Here is a 21,310-nt window from a genome sequence, read left to right on the forward strand (position 1 = left end):
TTAGTCGTTTAATTTTAAATTCATTTAATTAATTTAAGCAATCTAGAGCTTTAAATATGATTATGAGGGAATTTTATGCAAATTGCATTTCAAACCGACTCAGGAACAAGAAAAGAGAATCAAGATTATGTTGGTTCTTACACCAACACAAAAGGTTACGTCATGGCTATTGTTGCCGATGGTGTAACTTCAAATGAAGGTGGTGAAGTAGCAAGTTCTATGGCCGTCGAACATTTTGGTTATGAATGGCAACAAACAAAGATTGATACAATAAAGTTAGCTACAGTATGGCTGAAAAAAATGGTCAAAAAAGAAAATGACACTATTTTATCTGCTGGAGATCGATTTAGTGAATTGCAAAATATGGCTACTACAATTGTTTTAGCAATTTTTTTTGAAAAAAAAGTTTTGATTGGTAATTTAGGTGATTCTAAGGCATTTTTGTTGCACAATAATCATTTGAAACAAGTATCATGTGATCATAATTTAAAAAATGAGCTTTTTCGAGCTGGAACTGTTAGCCATGAGAATGCTGAAAATGTACCAAGTGCTAACAGTGTTACGCGTTATTTAGGTGTTGATAAACATGCTGACATTGAAATTGAACAATACAATTTTGTTGCAGATGATATATTGTTCTTAACTTCAGATGGCATCACAAAAGTTTTAACACTTGATATGATTGCAACGATATTACAAGAAAAATTAGATTTAAAAATGCGAGTTGAGAAATTAATTAATGAAGCTAATGCGAAGAATGTATCAGATAATATTACAGCATTACTAGTTGGCCGTGGTGATGAAAAGGATAGCGAATAAATATGTTACCAGATACAGTAATCGACAACCGGTATAAAATTATTAAGTCATTGGGCGGCGGAGGTATGGCCAATGTTTATTTAGCATACGACCAATTTTTAAAGCGCAATGTTACTTTTAAAATGATGCGTTTAGACATGAAAGACAATGTCGACTTAGCCAAACGATTCAAAAGAGAGGCTATTGCAGCAACTGAGTTAGTCAATAACAACATTGTTCAAGTTTACGATACCGGTGAATACGAGGGTACGCAATATTTAGTAATGGAATATGTTGAAGGGACTGATTTAAAGACATTCATTGCTGATCATTTTCCAATTCCGTATCAACAAGTTGTTGATATTATGCTACAAATACTGAATGCAGTAGAAGCAGCCCATCAAGCAAATATTATTCATCGGGATTTGAAACCTCAAAATATTTTGATTGATGGCAATGGTCATGTCAAAATTACCGATTTTGGTATTGCAATTGCCAAATCACTACAAAACATGACGCAAACAAATACTGTTATTGGTTCAGTACATTACATCTCACCTGAACAAACTAAAGGTGATAAAGCATCAACTAAGTCTGATTTATATGCGTTAGGCGTTATGCTATATGAAATGTTGACAAAGCAAGTGCCTTATGAAGGGGAAACACCTGTTGAGGTTGCTATGAAACATGCAACAGTAGATATGCCTTCAGTGAGGGACTTTGATCCTCGTATACCACAAGCGCTTGAAAATGTCATCTTAAAATCAACAGCCAAACGGCCCCAAAATCGTTATGATAGTGCAGGATCAATGGCGAATGATTTAACAACATCTTTATCACCTAGAAGATCTGATGAAGAGCGATTTATGCCAATGTCTGAAACAATTGACGAGACTAGAATTATTCCTATGGCTCAGATACAAGATCAACTTAGATCAGGCCTTATTACTGATAGTCAGCAGTCAGAGGCAGAACCAGAGCGACCGTCAGTAGTAGATAAAATTATAGAGTACGGCAAAAAAGGCTATGCAATTAAACACATTGCTCGATTGGTTGATAGAACACAAAACTACGTTAGACAGATTTTACGTGAAAATGGTATTAAATATAAAAAACGGCCAAAATGGCCAGTAGCTTTAGTAATATTAGGACTTTTTGTTATTGGTGCTGGATTATTTTTTAATTACCAATCGAATAAAATAACAGTACCTAATGTCGTTAATATGTCACAAGATGATGCTACAAATACTTTACAAAAAGCCGGTTTATCAGTTGGAAGTGTCAGCTCCACAACTTCAAAATCAATTGCAAAGGGTAATGTTGTTAGAACAACACCAAAAATGGGTTCTGAGGCTAAAAAAGGAGATATTATAAATTTAATTGTATCATCGGGACATGCTAAGGTGAGATTTGGGGATTACGTTGGATCAGATTATAGTGTTACAGTTGATCAATTAAAAGCACAAGGCTACACTGTAACTAAAAAAGAAATTGCTTCTGATGATTTTTCATCAGGTGAAATTATGTTCCAATCAATTGATGCAGATGAGAAAGTAGATCCAACTGAAACAAATGTAGTATTTACAGTTTCAACTGGTGCAGTTAAAATAACAGTTCCTGATTTTACTAATAAAGCAACTCAGCAAGAAGTTCAAGACTGGGGCAATCAAAATAATATTGTTGTTAATTTTAATACTCAATATGATGGCTCTACAAAAAAAGATTTGGTTATTAGTCAATCTATCAGAGGGGGATCCACTATTACCAAAGATATGGTGCTATTAGTAACAATTTCTAGAGGACCACAGAGTGATTCGATTTCATCATCTAATGATAATAGTAGTTCATCATCTAATGATAGTAGTAGTTCATCTAATAATTCTAGCACTAGTAGCTCGTCTAGTAATAGTAGCTCAAACAACTCCAGTCAAAGTTCAAAAGATAATGATCATAAAAATTAGAGACAAAGCTAGTCGATTAAGATTGGCTTTTTTGTTACAATTAATTTATGAAAAAAGGACGCATTATTCGCTCTTTGAGCGGTTATTTTGATATAAAAACACAAGATGGTAGTGTTGAACGGACACGTGCTCGTGGTGAATTTAGAAAGTCTGGGCAAAAGCCATTAGTTGGTGATTTTGTGGATTTTGAAAGTGAAAATGATGAAGGACTGATATGGAAAATTTATCCTAGAGAAAATGTTTTAGTGAGACCACCTATTGCTAATATTGATGTTGCTGTTATTGTAACAGCAGTGAAGGAACCTAACTTTGCTTCTAATTTGCTAGATAGGCAGCTAGTTGCTCTTGAGGCTGCTAATGTTACGCCAGCAATCTATTTTTCTAAATCTGATTTACTAAATATTGACGAAATAAACGATATTAGTAAAATGGTAAGAAATTATAGAGACATTGGTTATCGTGTGTTTTTTCCAAAAAGTCAATTGACGGCGGATGGTATTCTGGAATTGCAAAATTTTCTAGACCAAAAAGTTTCAGTATTCATGGGGCAAACAGGTGCTGGGAAATCAACACTTTTAAATAAACTTTCGCCTGAACTGGGTTTGGAAACTGGTATTGTCTCAAAAGCACTTAGTCGTGGTAAACATACAACTAGGCAAGTAACTTTGATTGAAGTTGGTGCAGCAATGATTGCTGATACACCCGGATTCTCATCGTATGAAGTTTTTGATTTTTCTGTTGAAGAATTAGATGATTATTTTCCAGAATTTAGAAAAGTACGTCAAAACTGTAGATTTCGAGGGTGCCTTCATTTAAATGAACCTGGTTGTGCGGTGAAACAACAAGTTGAAGTTGGCGCAATTGCTGAATCAAGGTATAATAGCTATAAGGCCTTTAATACTTTAATTAAAGCTCAAAAGCCAAGATATAAAACTGATAATAGAAATTTTTAGGAAGAAGGAATCTGTTATGCCTGGAATTATTGCACCCTCAATTTTAAGTGCTGATTATACAAACCTAGAACGTGATGTGAAATTAGTTGAAAATGCAGGGGCAGAATATTTACATATTGATGTTATGGATGGTAATTTTGTCCCATCTATTTCATATGGCCCAAATTGGGTTAAGCAACTTCGGCCAGAAACCAATATGGTACTTGATGTTCACTTAATGGTCATAAATCCCGAAAAAATTGTTGATGAATTTGCAGATGCTGGTGCAGATATTATTGGTGTACATGTTGAAGCTACTCCGCATATACATCGTGCACTTCAAATGATTAAAAATAAAGGGGTTAAGGCTGAAGTGGTGATTAATCCAGGTACACCAGTTGCAATGATTGAGCCTGTGTTAGATATGGTTGACCAAGTGCTTGTTATGACAGTTAATCCAGGATTTGGTGGTCAAAAATTTTTGCCATCAACCTTAGAAAAAATTGCTCAACTACAAAAGCTACGTGATCAGTTTGATTATCAATTTGATATTGAAATAGATGGTGGTGTAAACAACGAAACAATCAAAGCAGCCTATAAGGCTGGAGCAAATGTTTTTGTTGCCGGATCATATGTGTATGATAAAGTTGATCCAAAGTCTAAAATTGAAACTTTGAAAGCGCTAGTGAAATAATGCAAGTTAACATTTTAGCAGGCGGTCCGACTGATTTATGGCCTGATAATATGTTTGATGAGCCTGGTATATGGATTGGTGCTGATCGTGGTGCTTGGTTTTTATATCAGCATAAAAAACCTATTTTCATGGCTGTAGGAGATTTTGATTCACTCATAAGTGCTGAACTAACAGTTTTAAAAAAATATTTATCAGAAAGTGCAATTCTTCATGTACAAGCTGAAAAAAATGAAACTGACACAGAATTAGCCCTGCTGAATGCCGAAAAGCAAAATCCCGATATTATCAAAGTTTTTGGAGCTACTGGTGGGCGAGTCGATCATTTGTTAAGTAATTTATGGTTAATGGCTGATCCAGTCTTTGAGTCCATAAGAGATAAAGTTTCATTCATTGATAAAACAAATAATATTTGTTTTGCAAATCCAGGAGAACATGTCGTAAAAAAAATACCAGGAACTCGATATCTTGGTTTTATGCCATTAAATGACGTCAAAAATCTAAAAATTTTTGATGCTAAGTATCCTCTAGTGCTAAAAGACAATGTTGCTAAAATGTGGTCATCTAACGAATTTATAGACGAAGTAGTTCATTTTAGTTTTGACACAGGGGTTATATTAATAACACAAACTGTAGATTAATTTGGAGGTGAAATAATGACAGTTACAGCAGTAAATGATTCAAATTTCAAAGAAGCTACGAGCAATGGTGTTAGTATTACAGATTTTTGGGCTACTTGGTGTGGACCATGTCGTATGCAGTCTCCAGTTTTAGATGCGTTGTCTGATGAAGTTCATAACGTTAAATTTGTAAAAATGGATGTTGATCAAAATCCTACAACCCCCGCAGATTTTGGTGTTCGTGCTATTCCCACTTTGCTGATCCAGAAAAATGGTGAAGTTGTGGATCGCTTAACAGGATTTCATACTAAAGACCAATTAGCCAAAATTTTAGCTAAATATGCGGATTAACTTGCCAAATTAACGAAAATCTGGTAAAATTTACTAATGTTGTAGAAAGAGCTTTTTAAATTATTGGCTCGAAAAGGAGGGTCGAACATGGCAAAAGATGCTATTACAGGCGCACGCACACGTTTTGGTAATCAACGTTCACACGCGTTGAACTCAAGTCGTCGTAGCTGGAAGCCAAATTTGCAAAAAGTTACTGTTAAAATCAACGGTGCTGCTGCAAAGAAAGTTTACTTGACTGCGCGCACTTTGAAGGCCGGATTGAAGAACGGTTCTATCGAACGCGTTTAATTAATTAACATTTAATTGATTAATAAAGCATAGTTAAAATAAAACGACCACCTTACAGCGGTGGTTTTTTTATGCCATAATTTGAGGATTATCTGTGTCATGTTAATCTATGTTAAAATATTAGCAGTAAACCTTTTAAGGAGGAAAAGCAGTGCAATGATTAATAGTATCGTAGTACTACTTTAAAAAAATATGGCAATTAAAATCAAAACAAAAAATGGCGATATTACGATTGAAAACGATGTTATTGCCACAATTGTTGGCGGATCAGCAATTGAAAATCCAGGTGTTATTGGTATGGCATCAAAGGCAACTTTTCGAGATGGTATGAATCAAATTTTGAATCGTGAAAATTATGCTAAAGGTGTGGTTGTTCATCAAGAAGAGAATGGTGTCAGTGTTGATGTCTATTTAGTAGCTCAATATGGGACTAAGTTATCGGAAATTTCTAAGTCTGTTCAAGGAAAAGTAAGGTATAATCTTGATGCATTATTGGGGATCCACGTAACAGAAGTTAACGTTGTTGTTCAAGGTGTACGCGTCACAGATTAGGAGTATCATGACTAAACTAACAAAGATTACCAATGTTGAATTCGGTAAGATGATTAATGCTGCAGCTGCAGCATTAGCTGCAAATGCAGAAAAAATTAATAAACTAAATGTTTTTCCAGTACCTGATGGTGATACAGGTACTAATATGAGTTTATCTATGGCTAGTGGTGCACAATATGAACGCGATGCCTTAGATACAAATATCGGAGCGTTAGCTAAAGCAACTTCAAAGGGATTACTTATGGGAGCAAGAGGTAACTCTGGTGTTATACTCTCACAAATATTTCGTGGTTTTGCTAATTCAGTCGAAAACAAAGAAATACTAACTGCTCGTGATATGGCAGATGCTTTGATGTCTGGGGCTAAAGTAGCTTATAAGTCAGTTATGAAACCCACGGAGGGGACAATTCTTACTGTTATTCGTGAAGCAGCCTCTCGAGCTAATAACATTGCAAATGAGACCACTGATATTGTAGTATTGATGAGAGAAGTTGATGTTGCAGCACAGGCCGCATTAGCAAGTACCCCAGATCTTTTACCTGTTCTTAAAGAAGTAGGAGTAGTTGATTCAGGTGGTCAAGGATTAGTATTTGTTTTAAACGCATTTTATCAGGTTCTAAGCGGTGATTTTGATGAAGAACAGTTCAAAGCACCTGATAATGCTGAATTAGACCAAATGGTTAAAGATTTGCATGCTGGTGCTCAAGCAAATGCCAATTTAAATCCGGAAGACATTAAATTCGGCTATTGTACAGAGGTTATGGTACAAATCGGTAAAGGCACAACTTTTGACAGACAATTTAATTATGACGATTTTTATGCGCATTTGGCTGAATTAGGAGATTCCCTGTTAGTGATTAATGACGATGAAATTGTTAAAATTCACGTACACACAGAAAATCCCGGTGAAGTCATTAGTTGGGGGACGCATTACGGATCATTGGTCAAAGTAAAAGTTGATAACATGAGAGATCAGCAGCAAGCAGTTATTGATGAACAACGTGCTGAAGAAGCTGAAAACTTGAAACATAAGCTTCAACCAAAACCTGAAACAGCAATAATTACAATTTCTGCTGGTGAAGGTATTGCTGAATTATTTAAGAGTCTCGGAGCCTATACGGTAATTTCTGGCGGACAAACAATGAATCCTTCAACAGCAGATATAGTATCAGCTATTGAAGAAAGTGGAGCCAAGCAAGCTATCATCTTGCCAAATAATTCGAACATATTCATGGCTGCACAACAGGCTAGTGAACTAGCAAAAATACCAGTAAAGGTTGTTAAAACAAGAACAATTCAGCAAGGATTGACAGCTATGTTGGGTTACAATCCAGATTCTGAATTATCTGAGAATGTAGATGAGATGTCGAGTATGATGTCAGAGGTGAAATCAGCTCAAATCACTCAAGCAGTTAGAGATACAGTTCTGGATGGTTTATCAATCAGTAATGGTGATTGGATGGCAATCATTGATGGAAAAATTAGTGTTGTTGTTCCATCAATGCAAGATGCTGTCTTAAAAGCTGTAGAAAAAATGTTAGATGATGATTCTGAGATTGTGACAATCATATTCGGCGAATCAGTGAAATCAAAAGAAGCTGAAAAATTAAAAGAATCAATATTAGCTATAGATCAAGATTTAGAAATTGAAATTCATGATGGTAAGCAACCACTTTACCCTTTCTTAATTTCAGTAGAATAAAAAAACACGGTATTTATATACCGTGTTTTTTTATAGCCAGCCAAGGGCATTGATAGCAGCATATATAATGCCGCCAACCATTAAGATTACCATTAGCCATGACATAGCCAGTGTCATTTTTTCAATACGGGTACGTACTTTTTTTTCGTATTTTGGCATGCGATGCTGATTTAGCTTAGCATCTATTTCTGCTTGTAATTTTGAATCTGTTGATGTTTTCTTTGGATTTTCCATCACAATTTACCTCTAATTTGTTTCGAAATTAAGTTTACCATATTTTTTTAAGATATAAAAATTTAGATATTTATGTTGTAATACCTTAAGGTCGACATATATTATGATAAAGCTTGTTTTTTGAAATTTGGTCGGTTATTGTTATTAGAGTGGATAAAAAGGGGTTCAAAATGCATTGGGTTATATTTCCAATTATTTCAATTTTAATAATTATTGTATGCTTTTTTTTAGTTAAGTTATTCAAGCTCAATAAATATCATTTGACTGTTTTAGATTTAATTGCTATTCCGGGTTGGATTTTAGTACATTTAACTTTGGGATATCGATTTGGAATTAGTATTGTCGGTTGGTTACTGCTTATGTGGTGGGTTGTTGGTTTATTTTTATTTATATTGTTAACTAAAAAAGGTTGGTCCATCTCGATATTTTGGTCCAAATATTGGCAGTGGACTAGTATTTTAAGTTATTTTATGTTGTATGTGATTACTATAGTGGGATTATTCATCCACTAGCCCCCACCTATATAAAAGAGTGATTGTCATTTAGACAATCACTTTTTTAGTTGGTCTAATTTTACTAAAATATGACAAAATAATAAAAATGTGGAGCTAAGTGGGGAAATGTGGTAAATTAATACTATGGATTTTTTAATGGAGGTAGTCCCTATGTTCATGGGTGAATATTCACATGCGATTGACATAAAAGGGCGTTTAATAATACCTTCAAAATTTCGTAATCAGCTGGGTGACAAATTTGTTGTTACACGATGGATGGAACACGCTTTGCGTGCGATGCCAATGCCGATATGGGAAAAATTAGAAAATCAGTTAAATGAATTACCCTTAGGAAAAAAGGAAGCTCGTCAGTTTAGAAGATTTGTTTTGGCAGGCGCAATGGAAGCTGAAATTGACAAACAAGGGCGAATTATAATACCAACCAATTTAAAAACTTATGCTGATTTGGCAAAAAATGCCATTATTACCGGTTCTGGAGATTCCTTTGAAATTTGGAGCCAAGAAAACTGGAATAAGTACACGGCAGAAACTGCTGAAAACTTTGATGACATTGCAGAGGGATTAGTAGATTTTGATTTTTAATATTAAAAGGACGTTAATAAATGGCAGAATTTGAACACGTCACAGTACTATTACATGAAGCTGTGGATTTGCTAAACATAAAACCAAATGGTATTTATGTTGATGCCACATTAGGCGGTGGAGGGCATACGGGTGAAATATTAAAACATTTAACTACCGGTAAACTCTACAGTTTTGATCAAGATAATACTGCCATCAAATTTAATCAAGAACGTTATAGTCAAGAAATCTCTCAAGGTAAATTGATTTTAATTCATAAAAACTTTCGCCAACTTGTGTCTGCATTATCAGATTACGGTGTTGAAAAGGTAGATGGTATTGTTTATGACTTGGGTGTTAGTTCTGTTCAATTTGATGATGGACAGCGAGGTTTTAGTTACAACTATGATGCCGAATTAGATATGCGCATGGATCAACGTCAAACCCTTACGGCAAAGCAAATTGTCAATAATTGGGAATTTCATGATATATTGAGAATTTTAAGCCGTTATGGAGAAGATCGATTTCCTAAGCAAATTGCTAGAAAGATAGAACAGCATCGAGTAATCAAGCCGATTGATACAACATTTGAATTAGTTGACATTATCAAAGAGGCAATTCCGGCACCGGCAAGACGTAAAGGTGGACACCCTGCTAAGAGAACTTTTCAGGCTTTACGTGTGGCAGTAAATGACGAATTAGGTGCATTGGAAGATTCACTGACACAAGCTATTGAGTTATTGAATAGTGGTGGCAGGATTAGTGTCATTACTTTTCAATCGTTGGAAGATCGTTTAGTCAAACAAATGTTTCGTGAGAAAACAACAATGCCCGACTTACCAGCGGGGTTACCTATATTGCCTGGACAATTTGAGTTAGACTACAAGTTATTAACTAGAAAACCTATTTTACCTAGTCAGGATGAGATGGTAATTAATCATCGTTCAGAATCAGCAAAATTACGAGGTCTTGAACATAAATAGTAGTGAGGAGCAGTTAGTTTTATGGCACAAAATGCATATCAATTTACGACATCAGCCGAACGCTTGGACTCTGTTCAATCAAAAGTAACGATAAAATATAAATCTGCTCCTTGGACAAGAAGAGAGCGTTTGATTGCTACGCTAGTTTCTGCAGTAGTTATGACATTAATGATTGGTGTTGTGTTTTCAAGTATGCAAGCTAATGCTGCAAGAACTAATATGGAAACAATGCAAGCTAAAATTGATAAAACAAGGGAAGCAAACGACGCGCTACGAAGTGACATTAAAAGTAAGACAAATAAAAAAAATTTAGATGAGGCTGCCAAGAAGTATAATATGACGCGCTCAAATAGCAATGTCAGAAATATAAATCAGTAATTATGGAAAACAATAAAAGACGAATACCAAATAAAAGAGTTACAACAAACACCAAAATTTTTGGTGCTGTGTTATTGGGTGCAATGACGATTGTAATCTTGGGACTTGGTATTCGTCTTTTTGTAATTGCTAGTGGTTCAATCGACGGACATAATCTCAATGACGCTACACGTCAAGCATTCATGGCGAAACAATTAGTACCTGCTAGTCGAGGAAAGATATATGATGCTTCAGGGCAGGTATTAGCTGAAAATACAACTGTGTATGATATGTATGCAGTTTTAGATAAGAAAGTAAATCGTATTAAGGAGGCTAATTCTAATAAATATATAGCGGGATCTGGGCATGTTATTGATCCAGAAGAGACAGCTAGTAAGTTAAGTCAAGTGATTAAAATGAGTAAATCAGATATATTAAAAAGGCTTGAGAAAAAGGCTTATCAAGTTGAATTTATATCTGATAAAGTACAAGCAAGTAAAAACTTAAGCATTGAACAGTATAAAAAAATACAATCTTTTAATTTACCAGGTATTAACTTTACCCCACATCCTTCACGAGTTTATCCTGAAGATGCAACCGCTTCACACTTGATAGGTGTTATGCAAACAGTGGATAATCCTAAAACCGGCTTGATTAAACAAACAGGATTAATGGGGATTGAAGCTGCTGAAAATACCACGCTTTCAGGAAAAGACGGTATAAAAAAATACGATGGTGAAACTGAAAACCTCCAAGATAGTAAAACAGTTGAGGATGGAAATGATGTCTATCTGACACTAGACAGCAATTTGCAAAATACATTAGAAACTACAATGGAAGATTTATTCAACGCCACTAAACCAGAGTCTGCTGTTGGCGTACTCATGGAGGCAAAGACAGGGCGTATAGTAGCAGCGACACAGCGTCCAAACTTCAATCCTAATGATAAACCTATATCTCCTAAATTGTGGAGTAACCTATTAGACCAAAATGCTTTTGAACCAGGATCAACAATGAAAGGAATAACTTTAGCTGCAGCTATTGATACAGGAAAATGGGCGCCAAATGAAACTTATCAATCTGGAACACTTCTAATTGATGGTAAAAAAGTAGTTGATGCTTTTGGTCAAGGAGAAGGAAGACTGACTTATAGAGAAGGATTTTGGCGTTCTTCTAACGTTGCGTTTGCTAAAACCGAGCAAAAATTGGGCGCCAACACTTGGCGCAATTATTTAGAGAGATTTCATTTCTTACAACCAACTAATGCTGGTTTGAATGGTGAAGACAGTGGTTCTATTTCTTTTAATTATCCAATTGATCAAGCTAATACAGCATATGGGCAAGGTATTAGTGTTACACCTTTACAGTTATTACAAGCTTATTCAGCGATTGCTAATGATGGCCAAGAAATCAAACCATATTTTGTCGATAAAATTGTTAATCCATCAACTGGTGCTGTAGTGAGTGAAGGCAAAACGGAAGATGTTGCAAGGCCGATAAAGTCGACTACCGCTAAGCAAGTGAGAAAGTATATGATTGACGTTGTCAATGAACCAACAGGAACAGCAAGAGAATTTGATCTCAGAAAATTTGGTTATCAAGTTGCTGCAAAGACAGGAACGGCACAGGTCGCTGATAAGGGAAGTTATTTACAAGGATTAAATAATGCGATACATTCGGTTGTCGCGCTTGCACCAGAAAAAAATCCAAAATATATTTTTTATTTGGCGATTAAGCAGCCTAAAAATTTCCCCGATCCTACAATTCAACAAACAATGAACAAAGTTTTTCAGCCACTAATGCTTCAGGCTTTGAATAATAGTAGTAGTGCTGTAAAATCAAAGACGACGAAACAAACAGTGCCTAATGTTATTGGAATGAGTATTAAGGATGCATCAGTAAAACTGAATAAATCTGGATTTAGGGTTGCTATAGTCGGCTCAAACGGTAAGGTATTAGAACAATCATTATTGCCTGAACAAAAATCATTAACTAATCAGTTGATTATTTTAAAAGCAAAAGGAAACTCACATTTACCAGACATGCTTGGTTGGAGTTTAGCAGATGCACAATCATATGCAAATGCAGTTGGATTTAAACTAAATTGGCAAGGATCTGGTTATATAACGAAGCAAAGTATCGCGAAAGATCAACTAATAGTAAGTAGTAGTCAAGTAGATATTGAGTTAAAAGAGAAGAATTAGGGAGAACGAATGATTTCAGATAATTTATGGGCGTTGGCTCGAGCATTTATAATAACGGTAGTATTTATGCCGTTTTTAATTAAATTTTTAAAACAATCAAAAGAACAAGCAGTTATTCGCAAACTTGGTCCTGATCATCAGGCAAAATCTGGGACACCTAGCATGGGTGGTGTTTTATTCGTATTAGCAGCAGTAATTAGTGCAATAATTGCGAGTTCGTTATTTTCTGGTATTGTCGGATTAAAGTTGATTGCTATTCCTGTATTGGCAGTTCTGGCTTATGCGCTTATCGGTGGTATTGATGACGCACTGAAACTTGTTAACCATGCAGATGATGGATTTTCGTTTAAACCTAAAATGTTAGCTCAGACAGTGAGTGCTGCAATTATTATGTGTGTTATGTGGCTAATTGGTTTTCCATTTACGCTCTACATACCATTAATTGGCACAATTAATTTAGGTAATTTTTATTTCGTATTCTTGTGGTTTTGGCTTGTAGGATGGTCTAACGCAACTAATTTAACAGATGGTCTTGACGGCTTACTAACAGGAAATGCAATCATTGTGTATGGGGCATATACAATGATTGCAATGCATATGCATAATCAAATTATTGTCTTGTTTAATTTTTCTATTATTGGTGCGCTGATTGGCTTTTTAATTTTTAATAAACCAAAAGCAAAAATATTTATGGGAGATACAGGATCTTTAGCATTAGGAGCTGGTTTAGCTATTGAATCAATTTTACTAGGTATACCATTTTCACTTGTTTGGTTTGGTCTTGTATTTGTCATCGAGACACTATCAGTAATTATTCAAACTGTAGGTTATCACTTTTGGAAAAAAAGAATATTTCCAATGGCTCCTATACATCATTCGTTTGAAAAATTTGGCTGGACTGAATGGCAAATTGATGTGCTGTTTTGGATTATATCGCTTATTTTAGCTGTCTCAGGCATCTTTTATATGAATTAAAAGCGAGATTTCTCGCGTACATAATTAAATTAGAAATCAGGTTATTATGGAATCAAAAGAATTTAAAAATAAAAAAATAATGGTATTTGGTTGGGCTCGTTCAGGTAAGGCTGCGACACAAAGACTAGTTGAACTAAGAGCGACAGTAGTAGTTGTTAATAATAGTACGTTTAATAAAGCAGATGAAGTATATCAAAAATTAGTTAATGACGGTGTGATTTTCATTGAAAACGATTCTGATAATGTGTTAGACAGTACATTTGATTACGTGATTAAAAATCCAGGTATTAAGTATGAAACACCTATCATTCAAAAAGCTATTTCTCTTGATATTCCAATTTTAACTGAAGTCGAAATTGCACTGAGTTCTTTTGAAGGCAAAGTTGTCGCTGTAACTGGATCTAATGGTAAAACAACAACTACGTCATTAATCAGAGACATGTTACTTGCAGATAATCAATCTGTTGTAACAGCTGGAAATATTGGGACACCTGTTTGTGAAGTTATGACAAGTCTGAAAGAAACAGATATATTGCTTTTGGAATTATCTAGTTTTCAATTAATGGGGACACCAGACATTCAACCAGATATTGCATTAATTACAAATATTTTTTCAAATCATTTGGACTATCATGGTAATCGAGAAAATTATGTGAATGCAAAATTTCAAATTACAAAAAATCAAACTAGCAATCAAATTTTGGTGTTAAATGCTGAGGGAAAAGATACAGCTAAATTCGAATCGGATACACATGCTAAAGTTATAAAATTTTCAAGTGGAAATAGAGAAAATATTGTTAGAATTAGTGGTGATAGTTTAATAATTGATAACGAACCGCTCATGCCCCTAACTGAAATCAAGTTAGTAGGACCGCATAACTTGCAAAACATTCTGGCAGCAGTAACAGTTGCTAAACAACTTCAAGTTTCAAATTTATCAATTAAAAAAGTTTTGAAAGAATTTGGAGGAGTTAAGCATCGTTTAGAATATGTTGGAACATACAATCAGATTAAATATTACAATGATTCTAAAGCAACAGATATTGAAGCAACACAAACAGCGTTAGAAAGTTTTCAACAACCAACGATTTGGTTAGCTGGTGGGTTAGACCGTGGTGACGATCTTATGAGGTTATTACCTGATTTACTCCACGTTAAATTAGTCATTGCTTTTGGTGAAACGCAACAAAAAGTTGTAGAATTAGCTAGAGCTGCTAGCAAACCAGTCATCACTGTGACAAGTGTTAAAGAAGCAGTGCCTGTTGCAAATAAATGCGCTGAATCTGGAGATGTTGTGCTACTATCCCCAGCTGCAGCAAGTTGGGATCAGTACGAAAATTTTGAAATTCGTGGCGAAGAATTTGTCAAAGAATTGAAACAAACATTGGGGGTATAGTATGCGTGTGATATTATCAGGTGGCGGAACAGGTGGACATATATATCCAGCGCTTGCTTTAGTAGAAGTAATCAAGCACCATCATCCAGAAGCTGAGTTTCTGTATGTTGGATCTGAACGTGGTGTTGAATCGACAATTGTGCCTAAAGCAGGTTTGCCATTTGTACAACTTAATGTTCAAGGGTTTAGTCGATCAATATCCATACATAATATTAAAACAGTCCAACTGTTTTTGAAGGCCGTTAAAGAGTCAAAAAAGATTATTAAACAATTTAAACCTGATGTTGTGATTGGAACAGGTGGTTATGTCGCTGGTGCTGTTGTTTATGCTGCACAAAGAATGAATATTCCAACTGTTATTCATGAACAAAATTCAGTTGCTGGTGTGACTAATAAATTTTTATCTCGTGGTGCCACTAAAATTGGTGTAGCATTTGATATTGCAAAAGAACAGTTTCCTATTCAAAAAGTTAGATTGGTTGGAAATCCTAGAGCACAACAAGTTGCTGAAATGAAGTCATCATTTTCATGGCAACAAATAGGTTTGCGTGATGATAAAGAGACTGTTTTAATTTTTGGGGGGTCTCAAGGAGCACCAGCAATAAATTTGGCTGTTATAAATGCGATGATGGCATTTAATGTTAGAAATTATCAAGTTGTATTTGTTACTGGTCCTAAAAGGTATGAATCTGTAATTAAACTACTGCAAGAAAAAAATATAGCACCTGCTGAAAATGTTCGAATTCTACCATATGTTGATGACATGCCAAGTATGTTAAAGCAAACAAATGTGATTGTTTCTAGGGCAGGAGCAACGTCCATTGCTGAAATTACATCACTAGGTATTCCTTCGATTTTAATACCTAGTTTACATGTTACGGGTGATCATCAAACAAAGAATGCACAGAGTTTAGTTGATGCGGGTGCTGCGCTAGCTATTGTTGAGTCAGAATTAACGAGTGATAAATTAGTTACGGCGGTAGACTCACTTCTATTAGATGAAAAATTGAGTGATAAAATGGCAGCTCAGGCAACCAAAGTAGGCATGCCTGATGCAGGTGATAGATTGTATAAATTATTAATCAATGCGATTGAAGATAAAAAGAGGTAATTCTTTGAATGCTAATTATGAAAAAAAACAATTAGTTAGAAAATATAGCAAGCCATTCATTTTTAGTTTAATTATTTTTATTGTGTTAATCACTAGCACGATTGGTACTTTGCAACCATGGCGTAACATAAGCCATGTTGATGTTTCTTCTATGGAACTATCACAACAAAAAATAGAGAAATATGCTCAGATTAGTGTGGGAACACCATATTGGAAAATACTAGGGCAAACGGCTTTTCTATCAAACAAAATATTGAAAGCTGATGATAAAATTGATTCGGTCACTATAAAACATCAAGGGAATACTGTTTTAATTAATGTGATTGAAAAAGTGACATCAGGTTATGTTAATAAAAATAATAAGTGGTATGTAATGGACAGAAATGCCAATTTGAAAGCAATAAACTTTCCTAAAGGGGATGCTCCCGTTTATTCGGGCTTTAAAAATAATCAATCGCTTCAAATAGTAGCAAAGCAATTTTCTAGCCAAGAATTGACATTACGTCAAAATATTAGCCAAATAATTTTTTCACCTACAAAGGATAATGCTTCAAGGATAGTTGTAGTCATGAATGATGGTAATACTATTTACGCCTCAATTGATACATTTGGTAAAAAAGTGAGTTATTATCCTGGCATAGCAGCCCAAATGCCCAATAAAGGTATCGTAGATTTACAATTCGGTGCTTATTCTTATGCTTATGGTACTGATAAACCTGATAAGAGCAATTTGAAAAAATAAATTATTATAAGACATTTATTAAAAAATAACAAGAGATAGCTATTTTGTGATATTATTATTCTTAGGTATACTTTGTAAAAAAATGTAAAGGGGCACAATGCATGAATAATTCAGGCGTGACAGTTGGTTTAGATATTGGCACAACGTCAATTAAAGTTGTCATTGCGCAAACAATTGGGAATCAGTTTAATGTTATTGGCGCAGGTAATGCACCATCACGTGGATTACATAAGGGTGTGATTGTTGATATAGATGCAACAGCTAATGCAATTCGAGAAGCAATTAATCAAGCACAAGAAAAAGCTAATATTCAAATTAATGAAGTGGTAGCTGGTATTCCTGCTAACCAAATCGACATTATACATGTTGATGGGCTGGTTTCAATTGCTAATCAAAATAAAAGAATAACGTATAATGATGTCCAAAATGTTACGCGACAAGCTATTTCTAGCAATGTGCCCGCAGATCGTGATGTCATAGAATTAATCGCTGAGGAATTTAGCGTTGATGGGTTCGATGGTATTAAAGATCCCCATGAGATGATAGGTGTTAGACTTGAGATGCACGGGACAGCGTATCTTGGACCAAGTAAAATATTAGATAATACACGTATGGCAATTCAAAAAGCTGGTTTGAAATTGCGAGAATTTGTTTTGTCACCACTTGCTGTTGGGACGAGCATACTAAATGATGGAGAACAAGATTTTGGTACCGTCATTATTGATTTAGGTGGTGGTCAAACTACAACATTTATCATGCACGATCGCAAGCTGAAATTTCATACCATTGATATAGAAGGTGGCGACAATGTCACAAAAGATATATCCACTGTGTTGAGTACATCATATAATAATGCTGAAAAATTAAAGCGCAATTATGGGTATGCTGATCCTTCCCAAGCCAATGTTAGAAATGAATTTACAGTTGAAGTTGTTGGTGACTCTGTTCCACAAACTTCAAATGAACACTATTTAGCTGAAATTATTGCTGCACGACTGGAACAAATACTAGGTCGTGCTTTCGAGCCATTGAGTGCAGTAAATGGTTTGGATATGCCGGGTGGTTTTGTTTTGACAGGGGGGAATGCAGCCTTACCACGTATTGTTGACTTTTCTAAAACAATATTAGGTGACAATGTGAGATTATTTGTGCCAGATCAAATTGGCCTACGTCATCCTTCTTATACTCGTGCTATGTCTTACGCAATGTTTGCCTCACGAAAAAATATGACTCAACAAGTAATTAAAAATGTTATCATGTCAAAATATGATATTGATAAATTTCCTGCTGATGAGCAATCACAAAATATGATGCCTGCTTATCAAGAAACTACTGATTCGACTAATCAAATTTTTGACGAATATCAGTATAGTAATGAAACAAATCAAAATAGTTTTTTTGCCAAATGGATGCAAAAGGCTAAGAATCTATTTCGCGAAGATTAGTAAATTTTAAGGAGACAATTCATGGATTTTTCAATTGACGATGCCCAAGAATCAGGTGCAATCATAAAAGTAATCGGAGTGGGAGGCGGTGGATCTAATGCTGTTAACCATATGATTGAAGAAGGTGTAAGCGGCGTTGAATTTATCGTGGCTAATACAGATGTACAAGCGTTAGATAAATCAAAAGCTGACGTTAAAATTCAAATTGGTCCTAAACTTACTGGTGGTTTAGGCGCAGGATCTAACCCTGAGCGAGGAACAAAGGCAGCCGAAGAATCTTCTGAGGACATTGCTTCTGCGCTATCTGGAGCAGATATGGTAGTTATTACTGCCGGAATGGGTGGTGGTACAGGAAATGGTGCTGCACCTGTTGTTGCGAGAATTGCCAAAGAACAGGGAGCTTTGACTGTAGCAGTAGTTACACGTCCGTTTAGATGGGAAGGTCCTAAACGTGGTAGATTTGCTGCCGAAGGATTACAAGCTTTATCAGAGTCTGTTGATTCTTTAATTGTAATTACAAACGAACGTTTGAAAGATCGCATTGATTTGCGTACACCTTTGTCAGAAGCCTTCAAGGTTGTTGATGAGGTTGTAGCACAAGGCGTGCGTGGTATTTCAGAACTAATCACTAATCCAGGATTTATTAACTTAGATTTTGCTGACGTGAAAACTGTCATGCAAGATGCTGGACCAGCATTAATGGGTGTTGGACAAGCTAGTGGTGAAACGCGTGCGGCCGATGCTACAAAACAGGCGATATCATCACCTTTGCTAGAGGTTGATATGTCTGGGGCTGAGGATGTGTTACTTAATATTACAGGTGGCCTTGATATGTCATTGTTTGAAGCGCAAACTGCTTCTGAAGTGATTGCTCAAGAGGCTGGTAGAGAAGTTAACGTTATTTTTGGAACATCAATTGATGAAGAACTTGGTGACTCAATACGTGTAACGGTTATTGCAACAGGACTTCAAAAGTTGGCAACAGATGTGTCTCAAAAACAATCATCAGCTCCTAAAGCAAATGCAGCTAGTGTTTTTGGTGTCAATAGTCAAAACAATCAAACGCAAGAAGTGGTTGCGCCACAACCAAAAACATCTGTATTTGAATCATCGAATAATAACACAACAACTCAAGCAGTTAAACCAACAACTAATGACCCTTTTGCTGATTGGAATATTAGTGGTGAATCTAAAGATGCCTTTGCAGAAGATAAGAGATTTGATGGTGTACAAAAACAATCTTTTGACGTATTTAATACACCCACTGCAAATCAGGGTACAGTCGACTTTTCAAATGTTGAAGACGATAATGAGCAACCTCCATTTTTTAAAAAGCGTTAATCCTAAAACAATTTAGCCGGGTAAGGAGAAAACATGGCAGTAGTCGATACAATTAAGCGTCTTTTCAGTAATGAAGAAGATGATTATTATGAAGATGACTATGATAACAATGGTCAAAAGCATCAACAACAGCAATATCAACAACCAGTTCAAAACAGTGGACAACAGTCAGCAACTTATTTTAGTCGTCAAACAATGACGGATCCAAATAATGTCAACAGTAAAATTGCGCTTTTTGAACCCAAGGTATATTCTGATTCACGTGCAATAGCGTCACAAATTTTAGGTGGGGAGGCAGTAATTGTTAACTTTACACAAATTGATGAGGCACAAGCTAAGCGCATCTTGGACTTTTTAGGTGGGGCTGTATACGCAGTTAATGGTGAAATTGAACGTATTGGACAATCTATTTTCTTGGTAACACCTGATACTTTCGAAATATCTGGTACGTTAACAGATAATTTAGAACCAAATACACGGTACTAATATATGTTACTAATTTTAGATTGGATTATTCGAATTGCTCGTTATTACGAATATGCCATAATTATTTATGTTTTAATGTCTTGGTTTCCTGGGGCACAGCAATCTCAATTGGGCCGATTGTTGAGCCGTATTGTGATGCCGTACTTAAATTTATTCAAAGTAATACCACCTATAGCTGGTATAATTGATATTTCTCCAATTGTAGCTATTTTAGCTTTGAATTTTGCAACTAGTGGTTTAGCACATCTCTTGATGTTGATTTTTTAGTTATGTCAATGTTTATAAATCTTGAACAACATTTTAGATCAGAAGAAATGTTTTTTATTCAAAAAGTTTCCGATTGGATACAAAAGGCTAACAATAATTACCAAGGCATTTTGACTAAATTTTTAAATCCTAGAGAACAGTATATTGTGTCAACGTTAGTTAATCATCATGGCACAGTCAAAGTTGCGTTTAATGGCGGAACTACTCAAGCTGAAAGTAAACGAGCCTTAATTTATCCAGAATATTTTGAGCCAACAGTTGACGATTTTCAAATTGACTTATTGGAAATAATTTATCCTGAAAAATTTTCCGAATTGCATCACTCAACGATTTTGGGATCATTAATTCACAATGGGATTGATAGGTCATTTTTTGGTGATATTTTAAGAGATGAACATAAACATTGGCAAATTTTTCTTGATAAAAAGTTAGCTAATTATGTTATTCAAAATGTTGTAAAAATTGGGAATGTTCGAGTTTCATTTGAAAATAAAAATTTTTCTGAGACCTTGCAGAGTACTGTTGACTGGGATGATCAATTCGAGTTGCTATCTTCTTTGAGAGTTGATTCAGTTATTTCTGCAGTGTACAACTTGAGTAGAAAAGAATCCAAAACACTAATTGAGCAACAACAAGTGAAAATTAACTGGGCCACCGAAGTAAGAGCTGATTTTGTTTTATCGACTGAGGATATTGTATCGGTTAGAAAATATGGCCGTTTTAAAATAGAAAAAGTCGAAGGGAAAAGTAAAAAAGACAAAATAAAAGTAATTTTAAAAGTTATTCAGCGGTAGTTTT

Annotated in this window: 23 protein-coding genes; 22 read left to right on the forward strand and 1 reads right to left on the reverse strand. The window is 35.2% G+C overall.

Going from position 1 to position 21,310, the window contains the following annotated elements; genetic code table 11:
• Nucleotides 1-75: 75 nt before the first annotated feature.
• The 9 genes from K5Q12_RS03985 to fakA all read left to right on the forward strand — a co-directional run bounded on the left by K5Q12_RS03985 (nucleotide 76) and on the right by fakA (nucleotide 7,895).
• The gene (locus K5Q12_RS03985) at nucleotides 76-819 is read left to right on the forward strand and encodes a protein phosphatase 2C domain-containing protein (RefSeq protein WP_220742429.1); all 744 of its coding nucleotides are present in this window, start codon (nucleotides 76-78) and stop codon (nucleotides 817-819) included.
• Nucleotides 820-821: 2 nt separating this feature from the next.
• The gene (gene pknB / locus K5Q12_RS03990; protein ID WP_220742430.1) at nucleotides 822-2,759 is read left to right on the forward strand and encodes a Stk1 family PASTA domain-containing Ser/Thr kinase; all 1,938 of its coding nucleotides are present in this window, start codon (nucleotides 822-824) and stop codon (nucleotides 2,757-2,759) included.
• Nucleotides 2,760-2,806: 47 nt separating this feature from the next.
• Complete coding sequence (gene rsgA / locus K5Q12_RS03995; protein ID WP_220742431.1) at nucleotides 2,807-3,712, forward strand: ribosome small subunit-dependent GTPase A; 906 nt, start codon at nucleotides 2,807-2,809, stop codon at nucleotides 3,710-3,712.
• A gap of 16 nt (nucleotides 3,713-3,728) precedes the next feature.
• Nucleotides 3,729-4,385, forward strand: coding sequence for a ribulose-phosphate 3-epimerase (gene rpe, locus K5Q12_RS04000; protein ID WP_220742432.1), 657 nt, complete (start codon nucleotides 3,729-3,731; stop codon nucleotides 4,383-4,385).
• A complete protein-coding gene (locus K5Q12_RS04005) occupies nucleotides 4,385-5,023 on the forward strand; it encodes a thiamine diphosphokinase (RefSeq protein WP_220742433.1) in 639 nt (212 codons plus the stop codon). The genes rpe and K5Q12_RS04005 overlap by 1 nt, the downstream gene beginning before the upstream one ends.
• A gap of 15 nt (nucleotides 5,024-5,038) precedes the next feature.
• Nucleotides 5,039-5,353, forward strand: a complete 315-nt coding sequence (gene trxA, locus K5Q12_RS04010) for a thioredoxin (RefSeq protein WP_220742434.1) — start codon at nucleotides 5,039-5,041, stop codon at nucleotides 5,351-5,353.
• A gap of 87 nt (nucleotides 5,354-5,440) precedes the next feature.
• Nucleotides 5,441-5,641 carry a 50S ribosomal protein L28 gene (gene rpmB, locus K5Q12_RS04015; RefSeq protein ID WP_004900506.1) on the forward strand — a complete coding sequence of 67 codons (201 nt, stop codon included), beginning with the start codon at nucleotides 5,441-5,443 and terminating at the stop codon, nucleotides 5,639-5,641.
• A 192-nt stretch (nucleotides 5,642-5,833) separates the two neighbouring features.
• A complete protein-coding gene (locus K5Q12_RS04020) occupies nucleotides 5,834-6,193 on the forward strand; it encodes an Asp23/Gls24 family envelope stress response protein (protein WP_220742435.1) in 360 nt (119 codons plus the stop codon).
• Between the two features lie 7 nt (nucleotides 6,194-6,200).
• The gene (fakA, locus tag K5Q12_RS04025) at nucleotides 6,201-7,895 is read left to right on the forward strand and encodes a DAK2 domain-containing protein (protein WP_220742436.1); all 1,695 of its coding nucleotides are present in this window, start codon (nucleotides 6,201-6,203) and stop codon (nucleotides 7,893-7,895) included.
• A gap of 30 nt (nucleotides 7,896-7,925) precedes the next feature.
• On the opposite strand, the gene K5Q12_RS04030 is transcribed toward fakA, so the two are convergent.
• Nucleotides 7,926-8,129, reverse strand: a complete 204-nt coding sequence (locus tag K5Q12_RS04030; protein WP_220742463.1) for a DUF4044 domain-containing protein — start codon at nucleotides 8,127-8,129, stop codon at nucleotides 7,926-7,928.
• 665 nt (nucleotides 8,130-8,794) lie between these two features.
• On the opposite strand from K5Q12_RS04030, the gene mraZ reads away from it, so the two are divergent.
• The 13 genes from mraZ to K5Q12_RS04095 all read left to right on the forward strand — a co-directional run bounded on the left by mraZ (nucleotide 8,795) and on the right by K5Q12_RS04095 (nucleotide 21,306).
• Entirely contained in the window at nucleotides 8,795-9,226 is a 432-nt protein-coding gene (gene mraZ, locus K5Q12_RS04035; protein ID WP_220742437.1) for a division/cell wall cluster transcriptional repressor MraZ, read from the forward strand.
• 20 nt (nucleotides 9,227-9,246) lie between these two features.
• On the forward strand, nucleotides 9,247-10,188 hold the full coding sequence (rsmH, locus tag K5Q12_RS04040; RefSeq protein WP_220742438.1) for a 16S rRNA (cytosine(1402)-N(4))-methyltransferase RsmH: 942 nt from the start codon (nucleotides 9,247-9,249) through the stop codon (nucleotides 10,186-10,188).
• 21 nt (nucleotides 10,189-10,209) lie between these two features.
• The gene (locus K5Q12_RS04045) at nucleotides 10,210-10,566 is read left to right on the forward strand and encodes a cell division protein FtsL (RefSeq protein ID WP_220742439.1); all 357 of its coding nucleotides are present in this window, start codon (nucleotides 10,210-10,212) and stop codon (nucleotides 10,564-10,566) included.
• 2 nt (nucleotides 10,567-10,568) lie between these two features.
• Nucleotides 10,569-12,749: a penicillin-binding transpeptidase domain-containing protein gene (locus K5Q12_RS04050; RefSeq protein WP_220742440.1), complete on the forward strand. Its 2,181-nt coding sequence runs from the start codon at nucleotides 10,569-10,571 to the stop codon at nucleotides 12,747-12,749.
• Nucleotides 12,750-12,761: 12 nt separating this feature from the next.
• The gene (gene mraY / locus K5Q12_RS04055) at nucleotides 12,762-13,724 is read left to right on the forward strand and encodes a phospho-N-acetylmuramoyl-pentapeptide-transferase (RefSeq protein WP_220742464.1); all 963 of its coding nucleotides are present in this window, start codon (nucleotides 12,762-12,764) and stop codon (nucleotides 13,722-13,724) included.
• Nucleotides 13,725-13,770: 46 nt separating this feature from the next.
• Nucleotides 13,771-15,120, forward strand: coding sequence for a UDP-N-acetylmuramoyl-L-alanine--D-glutamate ligase (murD, locus tag K5Q12_RS04060; protein WP_220742441.1), 1,350 nt, complete (start codon nucleotides 13,771-13,773; stop codon nucleotides 15,118-15,120).
• A 1-nt stretch (nucleotide 15,121) separates the two neighbouring features.
• Nucleotides 15,122-16,231, forward strand: coding sequence for an undecaprenyldiphospho-muramoylpentapeptide beta-N-acetylglucosaminyltransferase (murG, locus tag K5Q12_RS04065; RefSeq protein ID WP_220742442.1), 1,110 nt, complete (start codon nucleotides 15,122-15,124; stop codon nucleotides 16,229-16,231).
• A gap of 4 nt (nucleotides 16,232-16,235) precedes the next feature.
• Nucleotides 16,236-16,973 carry a cell division protein FtsQ/DivIB gene (locus K5Q12_RS04070; RefSeq protein WP_246570487.1) on the forward strand — a complete coding sequence of 246 codons (738 nt, stop codon included), beginning with the start codon at nucleotides 16,236-16,238 and terminating at the stop codon, nucleotides 16,971-16,973.
• Between the two features lie 101 nt (nucleotides 16,974-17,074).
• Nucleotides 17,075-18,418: a cell division protein FtsA gene (gene ftsA / locus K5Q12_RS04075; protein WP_220742443.1), complete on the forward strand. Its 1,344-nt coding sequence runs from the start codon at nucleotides 17,075-17,077 to the stop codon at nucleotides 18,416-18,418.
• A 21-nt stretch (nucleotides 18,419-18,439) separates the two neighbouring features.
• Nucleotides 18,440-19,759 (forward strand): cell division protein FtsZ, encoded by a 1,320-nt coding sequence (gene ftsZ, locus K5Q12_RS04080; RefSeq protein WP_220742444.1) that lies wholly within the window; start codon nucleotides 18,440-18,442, stop codon nucleotides 19,757-19,759.
• Nucleotides 19,760-19,792: 33 nt separating this feature from the next.
• Nucleotides 19,793-20,245, forward strand: coding sequence for a cell division protein SepF (locus K5Q12_RS04085; RefSeq protein ID WP_220742445.1), 453 nt, complete (start codon nucleotides 19,793-19,795; stop codon nucleotides 20,243-20,245).
• Nucleotides 20,246-20,248: 3 nt separating this feature from the next.
• Nucleotides 20,249-20,512 carry a YggT family protein gene (locus tag K5Q12_RS04090; protein ID WP_220742446.1) on the forward strand — a complete coding sequence of 88 codons (264 nt, stop codon included), beginning with the start codon at nucleotides 20,249-20,251 and terminating at the stop codon, nucleotides 20,510-20,512.
• Nucleotides 20,513-20,514: 2 nt separating this feature from the next.
• On the forward strand, nucleotides 20,515-21,306 hold the full coding sequence (locus K5Q12_RS04095) for a YlmH family RNA-binding protein (RefSeq protein ID WP_220742447.1): 792 nt from the start codon (nucleotides 20,515-20,517) through the stop codon (nucleotides 21,304-21,306).
• The last annotated feature ends 4 nt before the right edge of the window (nucleotides 21,307-21,310 follow it).

Source organism: Leuconostoc palmae (genome assembly GCF_019656075.1).
Classification (GTDB): domain Bacteria; phylum Bacillota; class Bacilli; order Lactobacillales; family Lactobacillaceae; genus Leuconostoc; species Leuconostoc palmae.

What these genes read in the sequence shown, in the direction of transcription:
- K5Q12_RS03985 (WP_220742429.1), top strand. Translation starts at nt 76, where the DNA reads ATGCAAATTGCATTTCAAACCGACTCAGGAACAAGAAAAGAGAATCAA.
- pknB (WP_220742430.1), top strand. Translation starts at nt 822, where the DNA reads ATGTTACCAGATACAGTAATCGACAACCGGTATAAAATTATTAAGTCA.
- rsgA (WP_220742431.1), top strand. Translation starts at nt 2,807, where the DNA reads ATGAAAAAAGGACGCATTATTCGCTCTTTGAGCGGTTATTTTGATATA.
- rpe (WP_220742432.1), top strand. Translation starts at nt 3,729, where the DNA reads ATGCCTGGAATTATTGCACCCTCAATTTTAAGTGCTGATTATACAAAC.
- K5Q12_RS04005 (WP_220742433.1), top strand. Translation starts at nt 4,385, where the DNA reads ATGCAAGTTAACATTTTAGCAGGCGGTCCGACTGATTTATGGCCTGAT.
- trxA (WP_220742434.1), top strand. Translation starts at nt 5,039, where the DNA reads ATGACAGTTACAGCAGTAAATGATTCAAATTTCAAAGAAGCTACGAGC.
- rpmB (WP_004900506.1), top strand. Translation starts at nt 5,441, where the DNA reads ATGGCAAAAGATGCTATTACAGGCGCACGCACACGTTTTGGTAATCAA.
- K5Q12_RS04020 (WP_220742435.1), top strand. Translation starts at nt 5,834, where the DNA reads ATGGCAATTAAAATCAAAACAAAAAATGGCGATATTACGATTGAAAAC.
- fakA (WP_220742436.1), top strand. Translation starts at nt 6,201, where the DNA reads ATGACTAAACTAACAAAGATTACCAATGTTGAATTCGGTAAGATGATT.
- K5Q12_RS04030 (WP_220742463.1), bottom strand. Translation starts at nt 8,129, where the DNA reads ATGGAAAATCCAAAGAAAACATCAACAGATTCAAAATTACAAGCAGAA.
- mraZ (WP_220742437.1), top strand. Translation starts at nt 8,795, where the DNA reads ATGTTCATGGGTGAATATTCACATGCGATTGACATAAAAGGGCGTTTA.
- rsmH (WP_220742438.1), top strand. Translation starts at nt 9,247, where the DNA reads ATGGCAGAATTTGAACACGTCACAGTACTATTACATGAAGCTGTGGAT.
- K5Q12_RS04045 (WP_220742439.1), top strand. Translation starts at nt 10,210, where the DNA reads ATGGCACAAAATGCATATCAATTTACGACATCAGCCGAACGCTTGGAC.
- K5Q12_RS04050 (WP_220742440.1), top strand. Translation starts at nt 10,569, where the DNA reads ATGGAAAACAATAAAAGACGAATACCAAATAAAAGAGTTACAACAAAC.
- murD (WP_220742441.1), top strand. Translation starts at nt 13,771, where the DNA reads ATGGAATCAAAAGAATTTAAAAATAAAAAAATAATGGTATTTGGTTGG.
- murG (WP_220742442.1), top strand. Translation starts at nt 15,122, where the DNA reads ATGCGTGTGATATTATCAGGTGGCGGAACAGGTGGACATATATATCCA.
- ftsA (WP_220742443.1), top strand. Translation starts at nt 17,075, where the DNA reads ATGAATAATTCAGGCGTGACAGTTGGTTTAGATATTGGCACAACGTCA.
- ftsZ (WP_220742444.1), top strand. Translation starts at nt 18,440, where the DNA reads ATGGATTTTTCAATTGACGATGCCCAAGAATCAGGTGCAATCATAAAA.
- K5Q12_RS04085 (WP_220742445.1), top strand. Translation starts at nt 19,793, where the DNA reads ATGGCAGTAGTCGATACAATTAAGCGTCTTTTCAGTAATGAAGAAGAT.
- K5Q12_RS04090 (WP_220742446.1), top strand. Translation starts at nt 20,249, where the DNA reads ATGTTACTAATTTTAGATTGGATTATTCGAATTGCTCGTTATTACGAA.
- K5Q12_RS04095 (WP_220742447.1), top strand. Translation starts at nt 20,515, where the DNA reads ATGTCAATGTTTATAAATCTTGAACAACATTTTAGATCAGAAGAAATG.